Raw genomic sequence first — 13,359 nt, 5'->3', positions numbered from 1 at the left:
ATCCATCAAATGGGAAGTTGCATGTTTGGTTAAAAATGATTGAGTATTTGTAGTCATAAAGAATACCTCTTTTCTGACTACAATATAAAATCTAATTTGACATTATTTATGCCATATCACCAAATTGTCGGTATAGCGAAAATTTTTTTAAATGCAAATAAAAATGATGAGTATGTGTTTGACTTTGATAATTATCAGTTAAAAGGTAATAACATTGTACATAACAAAAAGATTGTATATTATAACAACCAAGAAAATTTTAATAATATTCCTGGTATGCCTATTGCTTACTGGATTACAGGAAAAGAATTTCAATTATTTTCAAAATATAAAAAAATTGGCGATATATTTGAAACTAGAGGCGGAATGACAACAGGTAATAATGGTTTATTTTTAAGATTATGGTATGAAATAGATATAAATAAATTTAAAACGGGTTTATCAAATGAAGAAGCGGCTAAAAGTGAATATAAATGGTTTCCATATAATAAAGGTGGAGATTATAGAAAATGGTACGGCAATATGAATTATGTTATAGATTGGTTTAAAGACGGCAAGAATATTAAAAATTATAAATTAGAACAAAGAAAAATTAATCCAAATTATAATATTGCTATAGCAGGATTAAATAGTATGTTTAATCCACAAATATCTTGGTCATTAGTCAGTGCAGGAAACTTTGGAGTTAGATATTATCCACAGGGATTTCTTTTTGATGTGGCGGGTTCATCTGTTCTTCCAAATAAAGAAAATGAAAAATATGTTTTAGCATATTTGAATAGTAAAGTGTGCGATAGATATTTGAAAGCATTTAATCCAACTATAAATTATCAACCAGGAGATATTAAAAGTTTGATTTATATAAACGAAAATAAAGAAATGGTTGATATTTTGTCAAAGAGTTGTATTGATATTTCCAAACACGATTGGGATTCTTTTGAAACAAGTTGGGATTTTAAAGTGCATCCTTTAATTAAAGAGAAAGAAAAGTTCCATTATAGTGAAATAGGTGGGAAAGAATATAAACTTTCAGATTGTTATAATCATTGGCAAGATTCAACAGAAATGAGTTTTAATAAATTAAAAGAAAATGAAGAAAAACTTAATGAAATATTTATAGATATTTATGGATTAAAAGATGAATTAACACCAGAAGTAGAAGACAAAGATATAACTATTAGAAAAGCTGATTTAGGAAGAGATATTAAATCTTTGATTAGTTATGCTGTTGGTTGTATGTTTGGTCGTTATTCTTTAGATGTTGAAGGTTTAGCATATGCTGGTGGTGAATTTGATTGGAATAAATATCAATCATTTATACCGGATAAAGATAACATCATTCCTATTTGTGATGATGAATATTTTGAAGATGATATTGTAGGAAGATTTATTAAGTTTGTTGAAGTTGTATATGGTGAGTCTACATTAGATGAAAACTTATCGTTTATTGCTTCTGTGTTAGGCGGCAAAGGTAGTCCTAGAGAAGTAATTCGAAATTATTTCTTAAATGATTTCTATAATGATCATTGTAAGATCTATCAAAAACGCCCTATCTATTGGTTGTTTGATAGTGGAAAGAAGAATGGTTTTAAGGCTTTGATGTATATACATCGTTATCAACCGGATTTAATTGCTCGATTAAGAACGGATTATGTTCATGAAACACAATCTAGATTGAATCATTCTATAGAAATGATTAACACACAGTTGGATGGAAATTTAACTTCTTCAGAAAAAGTTCGTTTAAACAAAGAACTTACTAAATTTAAGGCGCAAGCTGAAGAAGTTAAAAAGTATGAAGAAATCGTACATCATTGGGCAGATAAGATGGAACCGATGGATCTGGATGATGGTGTTAAGGTTAATTATGAGAAGTTTAAAGAACTGTTGTCGAAAATAAAATAACGCAAAGGAGGGGATGAAATGGGAGCAGTCGTTAAATCTATTGTTGATAAATTAAAGATAAAAGAAATTATAGGAATAATTTTTATAGCTTCTTTATTGATTACTTTTTTGCCAGATGATATTGCAGAAAAGCTGAATTTACTGGATTTTAGAAAGAGTTATCAAACATACTTAACGATTTGCATCATTGTAACAGCATCGTATTATTTGTTTAGTTTACTAAGATATTTGAGCTTATTCATTTTGGGAAAGATAATAAATGACAAAAAAATTGCGATCAATTATATGAAAAGAAATATGAGCCCCGATGAGATGGGGTTGTTAGTCCAGACGTTTTATGATTTTAAAATGAATCGTTTTAAATCTTCGGGACAAATAGATATTACTGATGGAAGAAAAGCTCCTTTGGAAAGTAAAAAAGTTATTTATTTGGCGTCACAACTTGGTGATTTTTTAAATGGGTTTTCATACAATTTGCAACCATATGCACTTGAATATTTAAATGCTCAACTGAAAAAAGGTAATATAGTTTTTCGTAAAGATGGAATTTCATGGCACTTTGATTGAAGGAATTATTGATGGATTTAATTTTTTAAAAGTCATGCTTATATAAAGAAGATAGGAGTTATGGATATGGCATTAGAAGATATTAGAAAAGAACTTGAACAAAGATTTGATCAACCTTTGCCAGAGTTCTATAAAAGAAGAATCATTTTTTGGAATGATGAAGCCAAAGAGTTTATTAATGAAATTAGTGAGCTCTCTTTATCTAATGCCAAAGTATTGATTCTAAGTGAAACAAATCAATTTATTTCTAAAAAGTTATTATCAAATGATGATTTGGATTCGAATTATCTAGTATATAATCCGTTAACTTCGGATATGGAAGAAGACTGGTTTTTAGATATTAAGCTATATAGTGAAGAGTATCGCTCGGATATTACATCACGTTATATGCAGGAGATGAATATATTAAATACACCAGCATTAAGAAAAGTTGTAAAAGAATATACTACGTTCTTTAACGCGGTTTCAAGAAGATCTGCTTTGATGAATGTTGATATTGATATTGATACGCCAAATAAGCTTCATTTAGCGGTTTTAAGTGCCATTTGTGGTTTAAGAAAAATAGATGTTCAGGACATTATTCAAACCGTTTTAACAGATGGCGATGATATTAATAACACAATTAAACTTGATCTTTTGAAATATGGAGCCAGCGATGTTTTTTGGCAATTAGTTAATCAAAAAACAGGCTATACCGGAACAAATATTGATGAATTAAATGTCCATATCTTGTTAAGCGCTGTTTCTAAATCTTGTAATTCAAAATTATTGGAAGGTTTGGATGACTATTACAACGATGTTCAAAATAGTTTCTGTTATGACTTTATAACGGAGTGGTTACATTCTGGCAAAAAAGATCTGTTGTATGAAATTGCTCGTTATACAGAAGTTAAGCTTTCTTTATATAATCGATTTGAAAGATTTGAAAATAGCGATTTATTAGATATTGAATGTTTACCTTGTGTTGATGAGATCATCATTTCTAAGATGATGAAGAGTGTGATAGATCATTCAATTGATTCCAAAGGTTTTATTTCAATCATTGAAAAACGAAGAACTTGCGCATGGTATGAACGATTTGAATGTTACTATGATGGACTTCTTCAAGTATGTAATATGCAATTGTTCTATGAAGAACATCGTAGGGGATTCCATCTAGTAGAAGCAAAGAAGATTTGGGATGCATATACTAATGATTATTATTTGATGGACACTTATTATCGCTATTTCCATAATGCTTTCTCTAAATCATTTATGATAGCTAATCCAAAACTCGATGATGATTTTAAATTAGTTGCGGAAACAGTCGAAAAAGAATATAAGAATTGGTTTTTAAACGATCTAGCGGAGAATTGGACAAATATTGTTCAAAAAGATCTTACGGAAATCGGTTATGTAAAGGGAATTGAGAAACAAGAAGATTTCTATTTGAACCATGTAAAGAATGTTGAAGGAAAGATCTATGTCATTATTTCTGATGCTTTGCGCTATGAAGTGGCAAGCAGTTTAGTCAAAGATCTGGAACTGGATCGCTCGAAAGTGGAATTATATTCGGTGCAAGGTGTTTTCCCAACGATTACTAAGTTTGGTATGGCAGCTTTACTTCCAAAAAATAAATTAAGTGTGGAAGTAAAAAATGACAGTATAAAAGTCTTAGCTGATGGTCATACTACCGAGATGAGTGATCGCGATGCAGTGTTAAAACTTTCAAATCCAAATAGCGTTGCTTTGCGCTATAAAGATTTCATTACCATGAAGCGCGAAGAAAAACGCGATGCGGTAAAGGGTAAAGATATTGTTTATATCTATCATGATACGATCGATAGTGCCAGTCATAATGATGATACTTCTGTCTTTTCTGCTTGTGATACAGCAATTGAAGAGATCAAGAATTTGATCAATATCATCACTTCAACTTTAAGTGGTATCAATATCGTAATAACTGCAGATCATGGTTTCTTATATACTTATGAACCATTAAGAGAAGATGATAAGATGGATCGTACTTCTTTTGCGAAAGATATCATCGAGCAGGGAAGACGTTATGTTTTAACGGATGAAAAGGCTGATCCTGATTTCTTGATCAATGTTAAATCTTTTATGAATGATGAGGGTGTTTTAAGCTTTGCACCAAGAGAAAACATCCGTATCAAAGGTGCTGGCGGCCAAAACTTTGTTCATGGTGGCATCAGCCTCCAAGAGATGGTTGTGCCGGTAATCACTTATCGTTATTTAAGATCTGGCTATAAGTCTTATATCCAAAATAAAGATAAGATTGATACTAAATCAGTTACTTTATCTTTATTATCTTCAAGTCGAAAGATATCCAACAAGATCTTTAACTTGCGTTTCTATCAAAAAGAAGCTGTGGCGAATAATTATGTACCTTGTACCTATGATGTCTTTATTACAGACGCGGCAGAACAAGCTGTTAGTGATAAACAAAAGATCATTGCAGATCGCACTAGTGAGAATAATAAAGAACGTGAATTTAAATGTACATTCAATTTAAAACCAATTAAATTCTCAAGTCGTGATTTATATTATCTTGTGATACAAGATGAAAAAAGGCTTCAAATACCAACCAAGGAAGAATTCCAGATTGATATTCCAATGGCTTTTGATGAGTTTGATTTCTGATAGGAGCAATTGCTCTTGCGTTAGGAGGGGAAGAAATGGCAGATAGGTTTGAAATAAAAGAAAAGCTAAAAGAACACTTTAGTGGCAAGATTGTTCGAAAAGACTTGGCAAAGCAGATCAAGGAAGGGGCCAATGTACCAGTCTATGTGCTGGAGTTTTTGCTTGGACAATATTGTTGTTCCGATGAAGAAGATGTTATTGAATCTGGCGTAGCTAAGGTTAAAAAGATATTGGCTGATAACTTTGTTCGTCCTGATGAAGCACAAAAAATCTTATCGGTATTACGCCAAAAGGGAACCTATTCTGTCATTGATAAAATTACGGTCAATCTGAATATTAAAAATGATATTTATGAAGCCGAATTCTCTAACCTAGGAATTAAAAATGTACCAATTTCTGAGGATTATCCAACCCAATATGATCGATTACTTTGCGGTGGAATTTGGTGTATGGTCAATCTAGAATATCAATTTGATGAAGAGGATAAAAAAGGTACGCCAATTCGTATATTAAAGTTACAACCGATCCAAATGCCTCATGTTGATATCAAAGATCTTCAAGAAGGGCGAAAGTATTTTACAAAGAATGAATGGATAGATATCATGCTGCGTTCGATAGGAATGGAACCAGATGAATTAAATGATCGCGAAAAATGGTTGCTTTTGTTGCGCTTAGTTCCACTTGTAGAAAATAACTATAACTTATGCGAATTAGGGCCAAGAAGTACTGGTAAATCTTATGTTTATAAAGAGATATCACCAAATAGTATCCTAGTGTCTGGTGGACAAACCACGGTTGCCAATCTTTTCTATAATATGGCTAGAAAGCAAGTGGGACTTGTTGGCTTATGGGATTGTGTAGCTTTTGATGAAGTTGCCGGTATCAACTTTAAAGATAAAGATGGCATCCAGATCATGAAAGACTATATGGCCAGTGGATCTTTTGCTCGTGGTAAAGAAGAAAAAGCTGCTACAGCCTCGATGGTCTTTGTAGGAAATATCAACCAAAGTGTAGATGTACTTTTAAAAACATCATCTTTGTTTGAACCATTCCCACCAGAGATGGGGACAGATACTGCTTTTTTAGATCGCATGCATTGTTATATTCCAGGATGGGAAGTACCAAAGTTTAGACCTGAGCATTTCACTGATGATTATGGTTTTATTACCGATTATCTATCAGAATTTATTCGTGAACTTCGCAAAGTTCAACAAGGGGATGCTTTAGATAAATTTTATAAACTGGGCAAGAACTTAAATCAAAGAGATGTTATTGCCGTAAGAAAAAGTGTTTCTGGTTTGATTAAACTTGTATATCCGGATGGAAACTATTCAAAAGAAGAATTAGAAGAGATCATAAGAATCAGTTTAGAAATGCGCCGTCGTGTTAAAGAACAGCTTAAAAAGATTGGCGGTATGGAATTTTATGATGTCAATTTTTCTTATATCGATAATGAAACTTTCGAAGAGAAATATGTATCTGTTCCAGAGCAGGGTAGCAGTACATTGATTCCAGAAGGCATTTGTAATCCTGGCCAAGTTTATACGGTATCTCAGGGCAAGTCTGGAATGATTGGTCTATACAGACTAGAAACGCAAATGCTTCCAGGAAACGGCAAATTTGAACGGACTGGTATTGGAACAGACCGTGAATGCAAAGAAGCGACTGCCATTGCGTTCAATTATTTAAAAGCCAATAGCAATCGTATATCGCAATCAATAAGCACAACGACCAAAGACTATTTTATTGATTATCGTGATCTTCAGGGTATTGGAATGACAAATAAATTGGCATTACCTACATTGATTGCGATATGTTCTATTGCCTTAAGTAAAGCGACATTAGGATCATTAGCTATCCTTGGGGATATTAGTATCAGTGGAACAGTAATTAAAGTGGAAAACTTGGCTAACTGTTTACAAGTTTGCTTAGATAGCGGCGCAAAGAAAATATTATTGCCGATTACATCGGCACAAGATTTAGGAACTGTACCAAGCGAACTTATGGGAAGTTTTAGTATTATTTTCTATAGTAGTGTAGAAGATGCCGTTTTTAAGGCGCTAGGTGTTGAATAAATTCCGGTTGGTAGAGGAGAAAAGACAATATGATTAATAATAATATTAAGATAGATTTACATATTCATTCGGTGGCTAGCGAGTATAAAGAACCCAAATATGCTGATGGAACATCAATTGTTACAAACTCGACTATTCAGAATGTAGAAGTTTTGCTAAATCGGTTAAAAGAAAACAGTATTAGTTTATTTTCTATCACCGATCACAATAGATATGATTCTAAGTTATATAACGAAATAAAAGCAAAATTACAAACCGAGGAATACAAACAACTTAATGTTTTACACGGTGTAGAATTCGATGTTCAATTGGAGATTGAGAAAAAACCAGTACATATAATTGTCATATTTGACGTTAAGACAGATAAAGATATGCTCCTAATTGAAAAAACAATTTCGAACAACATCATTACATCTGTGTCAGGATTTTATACAAAAGAAATATTTGAGAAACTTTTAAGAGAAATTAAATTAGACACTATTTTAATCGTGCATCAAAAAACCAGCCTAGACAATGGCAAAGGTAATCACAACTCGTTGAGCGAAGGAACTAGTGATCCTTATACTATTATAAAGACTGGATATATAACGGCTTTGGAGTATCAAAAACCTAATGTGGAAGGAATATTAAAAAATAATCTTTATGACATGAATGTTGATATTGCATTGATAACTGGATCAGATTGTCATGATTGGTATGCCTATCCTCATCATGACAAAACGAAAAACAATAATTCTGTTTATTTTTCGAAAATTAAAGCATTACCTACATTTAAAGGACTTCTATTGTCTCTAACATCACCCTTAACTCGATTTAATAGAATTGAGCGAAATGACTCAAATTATATTCATTCTTTTTCAATTAACGGGAATGATATTGGTTTAGATTCTGGCATTAATGCAATTATTGGGGAAAATGGATCTGGCAAGACAACTTTATTTCAAATCTTAAGCAGAGATGATAATAAGAAGTATATAAAGGACCTAAAAAAAGAGAATTGTATTGTTTTTGACTGTGATGAAAGCATAATTCTCCATTCAATTAAGCAATCAGAATTAATTGAAAAATTCCAAAAAAATGAGTTATTTTATGATGACGCAACTTTATTTAATGATATTAATTCTCAAAATTTTGAAACAGTTTATTCAAATTTCAACGAAAAGTTGTTAAAAAGCATCAAACATAACATCCATAAATATGAACTTAAAGATGCTTTAAGAAACAAGAATTTTGAATTAAAAATGGACCTTGAAGATACTTCTACATTGTATGTAAACACATCTCCTATCACTTTTGCGCCTGAAAATGAACATTCATCACATAGAACTAATATCTCTAATATTATTCGACTTTTAATTAATGAGCGTGCGGATGATTATTATGATAACGAGATTAAAGGCAAATTTTTACAAGCAATTAGAATAATTAATGACATTTATAACATTGTAGAGAAAAAAGAAAAACAGGTTGATTTTAATAACAAAATTAAAAATATCATCATTAAAGAATGCAATGACTATTATGAGAGCATCAATGAAATTTCTACCAGCGAAGATAGAGAGATTTCTTCATATTCAACAGGAAAAGAAAGCTTTGTTAATGATATTGTAAATGCTATCAAAGCCAATATTTCAAAACAAAATAAACTAGTTTTACCAGATATTTGTGAAGGTAAAAGTAAGAATCAAAAGAATGGATATATTTTTTCAAAAGAAGCCAATTATAATGGAGTTGATGTACTAGAGAAGTATCTTGAAACTATGTTTACCAATAATTATAGAGACATAGATAAATTGTTAAATATAACTACAAAAAATGAATTAAAACAAGCAATTATGGGATGCAATAGTATAGAAGATATAGATAAAAAACATGAATCGAACTATCAAAAATTTATAGAATGGGCGAAGAAGGAAAAAACATATATTAAAGAAGAAACTTCAGATGATTCAATTGGTAATACATTAGGGGAAATGTCACTCGTATATTATAAATTCAAGACTAGTTTAGAAAACTCTTTCGATGTTTTGATGATTGATCAACCTGAAGATAATATTTCTAATAATCGAATCGCAGAAAAACTTGTCAAATACTTCAATTCTGTAAGAAAAAATAAACAGCTAATTATTGTAACCCATAATCCATTATTGGTTGTTAACTTGGATGTTGATAATGTCATTCATTTAAATAAGGTAAATAATAAAATAAATGCTAAAGCTGGTTGTTTAGAAGATGAAGATAACGAAATTTTAAATTTAGTAGCATCCACTTTAGACGGAGGCAAGGAAATGATTGAAAGGAGATTAAAAATATATGAATAAAGAGATAGTTATAGAGATGATCGAATCAAAAGATATTATAATTTCGATGCGTGATTCAGAACAAAATATAGTTATTGAAAAAAATGATCGCAAAATAAATGCAAAGAATATATATGATTTTCTAGATTTTTCGATAGATGATACATATAAATATGACGTAATACCTTGCGATTCTCCCAAGGACACTAAGGTTTTAGAAAAATTAAGAGATTTATTAAAAAGTATAACTGATCAATTCTCTGATATACATTTAGAAGAAAAAGATGTAGAAATGAAAGAAGAGTTAAATGGTATACTACAATCTGAGCAAAGAGTATTATGATTCCGAATATGTAAACGGAGGAGGTCTAAACAGGGCCTTCTCCTTATTTTGGATTGGCAAACATCACTCCTTTATAGATGCTGTTGAGCTGTGCAAGGGTATAAGTCTTAGTTTGCCAGTCCGTTTTTGCTTCCTGGAAGGTATTGGTTTTACCGTCAATGTTTCCTTCCTGTATGGTGATGTTTGTACCATCCCACGCAATCACAATACCGACATGATTATGTCCAACACCAGAGAAGACAGCACCTGTCTTTGGCGTGTTAGATTTTTCAAATTTATCGGGATGTGCCGCGACAAGCTGATCTACACATTGATTGCCGTTTCCGGTAAAACCAGGACTGTAGCCATAGAGCTCATAAAATCTTCCCCAGGCAAACCAGGTGCATTGGCCATATAATCCAAGCTGACTGTAGTAGTTATTCACGCCCCAGGCTTTCATGTTTTCAAAGTTTGGTTCTCCTCGGATATTGCCAAATCCTAAACCGACATAGCGCATGACATGATCCACATAATCCGGATCGCCATAACCGCTGACTCCCAGTTCTTCACATTTCATATTGGAGAAGACTTTGGCATTGGCTTTAGAATAACCACCAAAGTTGTTGATTGCCCATGATATATAACCATTTCCATAGTTGTATCCCTGTAATGCTAGATAGATGCCTTCTGTATCAGTAGGATCTTTAACTTTTGCCTGTTTGATACAGTCGGCAAATGTCTTAACTCCTACTTCGATGGAATAATCCGGATCGGTGATGCCGTTTGGGACTCTTGGATATTTCTCGTTAAATCCGCTTTCGCTTGCCTGCATCGGATCATTTCCTTTACCACCTGATTCCTGCATCATAATGGCCTGTAATATGGCAACATAATCTTTGATCTCATATTTTTCTGCATATTTTTCAATGGTTTCAGTATGCGCCAATACTTCTTCACTTAAAGAAGCAGTCCCGGGAAGGATAAGAGAACTGGATGAAAAGGCGCTGAATACACCGATAAATAAGGCAATTACCAGCAGTAAAATCAATCCTAATCCGGCTAATGCTAAAGAAGGGAAAGCCGTCACTGCTTTTTTCACGGCGATAAAGGCAGTTCGTATTACTTTTATTCCCGTGTCTTTAACAGTAACGGCTGCTGTTTTTGCTTCCTTTGCTTCTTTTACTTTTCGTTTATGCTTGGCAATATTCAATTGGCGCATTTGTTTGGCATATTTCTTTTCTTTGAATGAATAGGTGAGTATTCCGTTAACTGAAGTCCATCCTGTACGATAGAGAAGTCCACTCAATCCGCTTATGAAGTCCACTATTTTATAAATATAAATACGTAAAGAAGTCCACATAAAAACACGGCTATTTAAACCGTGCTTTTTTACTATTTGGATCTATTCAATTTTGAATATGTTTCTCTTAATGACTTTCCATGAAGTGTGATCATATAGGAGGAATTGACGATGCGATCCAGTATCGCATCTGCGATTGGACCACCATCCAATGATTGATGCCATCCATCAAATGAATACTGGCTGCAGAAAATAGTTGATTTTTTGTTACACCGTTTTTCCATCAACTCTAATAAGTCACTTCGTTCTGTTTCGTTCGTTGGTTTCAATAAAAATTCATCCAGTATAACCAGATCATACTTTCCGAGTTTGTTCAGATACTCGTTATATTTCCCCTGGATCCTCATTTCTTCAAATTTTGAGAAAAGTTCTGGTAAACGGATATACAATACCGTTTTTCTGTTCCGACATGCATGTACTCCCAGAGCGTTGGATAACCAGGTCTTACCGCATCCAGATGCACCTACGAATATTATATTTAATCCGTTGTCGATATATCTATTGGTTGCCAGTTCTTCCATCTGGGAACGGTTCAATTGTCTTTCAGGATTATAGTCAATAGATTCTAAGTTCGCTGTAGAATCATAGAATTTAGCGTTTCTGATATTTTTCTCTATCGTATGATTGATTCGACTGTCATATTCCATATCTATCATTTCGCCAAATCTTTCATCGAACGATAGCTGGCTGTAATCAGGATCGGATGACTGCATTTCATATCGTTCCGCTATGACCGGTAACTTCATTTGTTTGAGTTTCATGATCAATTCTTTTCTATCCATTCCGTTTTCCTCCATAATAGTCTTTCCCTCTCACAAAGGCATACTCGACGGTCTCCTTTTGAGAAGTTTGGGTTTTCTTCTTCCTGTCTTGATTTGACTGCAGTATCATTCTAATATTTCTATAGCTAGGCTGGCTGATGTGCTCCAACGCCAATTGACACGCATCTTCCAGTCTAGTCTTTCCATATTTATCCGATAATTTCAGAAGGGACATACACCCCTTATAGGCCTGTTCCTCCACTTTATATCGGTTGAATAATTTCTGGACGACTGTCGTTGTACTTTCACCGATTGAAGCGGCCCATCGTATAAAACGGTCCTTGTTCCAGAGGAATCTTTGATGGTTTTCCGGCATATGGCTCTCATTGGTTGAATATTGATTGATCCGTCCATAAAGACGATCATGGGAACATACCTGGTTCATCTTATAGTAGACGGTCACCGAACGTTTTGTGAGTTTCACATCCACATAATGACCGACATATTCATAGGGAACGGAATAGTTCATTTTTTCAACCGATATATGATAATTAAGCTGGACTTTGGCACGCTTCCATTCACTCAATTCAAAAGGGTATTTCGGTAAAGGTTTCATAAATGGAAATTCTTCATCCATGTAGACCGATTTTCTAGAGCCTTCCTTCTTTTGAAAAGGTTTTGAATTAAACGTATCCAATTCTTTGAGTATCGCTTCATTCAGTTCTTCGAATGAAAAAAACTTTCGATTTCTAAGTTTTCCAACGATAGCTATCGTACAATCTCCGACCGCACCCTCAACCGCTGCTTTATCTTTCGGCCTACGTACTCTGGTAGGAAGTATTGTCGTATCATAGTGATCTGCCATTTCCTGATAGGACTTGTTGAGAACAGGATCTTCATATTTTCTGTTGGAGATAACCCCGGTTTTCAGATTGTCGGGGACAAGTAATCGGGTAACACCTTCAAAATACCGGAAAGCGTGGATATGGCAATCGATCCAGTCGCCGATCTTCATGCTCGGACAGGCACGGACAAAGCTGCACATACTGAATGGAAGGGTAGCTTCAAATAGATAAGCAGTGATTCTTTCACCGGTGTACCGATCATAAATGTACATACATGTTCCATTCCAATCCACCATCATCTTATCACCTGGCTTGTGATTGATATGCATGGTCAGGTTGTGCTTTTTCACGTGATCACGATATCTTTCACAAAAGTAACTGTACTGATAGACAATATGAAATGACGAAGGAGGGATAAAAAAAGTAACCTTCCTTAATTTGTTACATCGTGGATTTACCATTATACTTTGGTAAAAAAATTCATAGTATTGTGGAATTACCGCAAACAAATAAGGAGGGTTACCTATGAATAGAATAATTAAAATTGGGATGGATGTCCATACTACAAACTACACTCTATGTAT

8 protein-coding genes and 1 pseudogene are annotated in these 13,359 nt (G+C 33.3%); 6 read left to right on the top strand and 3 right to left on the bottom strand.

All coding sequences use genetic code 11. The features are described 5' to 3' along the window. Positions 1-108 precede the first annotated feature (108 nt). From pglX to U0M88_RS07450, 6 genes and pseudogenes are all read left to right on the top strand, one after another. Positions 109-1,905 (top strand): BREX-1 system adenine-specific DNA-methyltransferase PglX, encoded by a 1,797-nt coding sequence (gene pglX / locus U0M88_RS07475; protein WP_331869416.1) that lies wholly within the window; start codon positions 109-111, stop codon positions 1,903-1,905. A gap of 18 nt (positions 1,906-1,923) precedes the next feature. Continuing rightward, complete coding sequence (locus tag U0M88_RS07470; protein WP_331869415.1) at positions 1,924-2,472, top strand: super-infection exclusion protein B; 549 nt, start codon at positions 1,924-1,926, stop codon at positions 2,470-2,472. Positions 2,473-2,538: 66 nt separating this feature from the next. Continuing rightward, positions 2,539-5,112 (top strand): BREX-1 system phosphatase PglZ type A, encoded by a 2,574-nt coding sequence (gene pglZ, locus U0M88_RS07465; protein ID WP_331869414.1) that lies wholly within the window; start codon positions 2,539-2,541, stop codon positions 5,110-5,112. Positions 5,113-5,147: 35 nt separating this feature from the next. Next, complete coding sequence (gene brxL / locus U0M88_RS07460) at positions 5,148-7,187, top strand: protease Lon-related BREX system protein BrxL (RefSeq protein WP_331869413.1); 2,040 nt, start codon at positions 5,148-5,150, stop codon at positions 7,185-7,187. Between the two features lie 851 nt (positions 7,188-8,038). Beyond that, positions 8,039-8,131, top strand: a pseudogene (locus tag U0M88_RS10395) (AAA family ATPase); the annotation flags it as partial. A gap of 1,369 nt (positions 8,132-9,500) precedes the next feature. Then, positions 9,501-9,830 (top strand): hypothetical protein, encoded by a 330-nt coding sequence (locus U0M88_RS07450; RefSeq protein ID WP_331869411.1) that lies wholly within the window; start codon positions 9,501-9,503, stop codon positions 9,828-9,830. Between the two features lie 43 nt (positions 9,831-9,873). On the opposite strand, the gene U0M88_RS07445 is transcribed toward U0M88_RS07450, so the two are convergent. From U0M88_RS07445 to istA, 3 genes are all read right to left on the bottom strand, one after another. Further along, the gene (locus U0M88_RS07445; protein ID WP_331869410.1) at positions 9,874-11,133 is read right to left on the bottom strand and encodes a lysozyme family protein; all 1,260 of its coding nucleotides are present in this window, start codon (positions 11,131-11,133) and stop codon (positions 9,874-9,876) included. 68 nt (positions 11,134-11,201) lie between these two features. Beyond that, on the bottom strand, positions 11,202-11,951 hold the full coding sequence (gene istB / locus U0M88_RS07440) for an IS21-like element helper ATPase IstB (RefSeq protein ID WP_195376463.1): 750 nt from the start codon (positions 11,949-11,951) through the stop codon (positions 11,202-11,204). Beyond that, the gene (gene istA, locus U0M88_RS07435; protein WP_331869409.1) at positions 11,944-13,236 is read right to left on the bottom strand and encodes an IS21 family transposase; all 1,293 of its coding nucleotides are present in this window, start codon (positions 13,234-13,236) and stop codon (positions 11,944-11,946) included. Before istA ends, istB begins: the two co-directional genes overlap by 8 nt. Positions 13,237-13,359: the final 123 nt, after the last annotated feature.

Origin of the sequence: Faecalicoccus sp., assembly GCF_036552745.1 — a bacterium.
Taxonomy (GTDB): Bacteria; Bacillota_I; Bacilli_A; order Erysipelotrichales; family Erysipelotrichaceae; genus Faecalicoccus.
The sequence above is the reverse complement of the archived record's forward strand: the minus strand, read 5'-3'. Positions and strand labels throughout refer to the sequence as shown.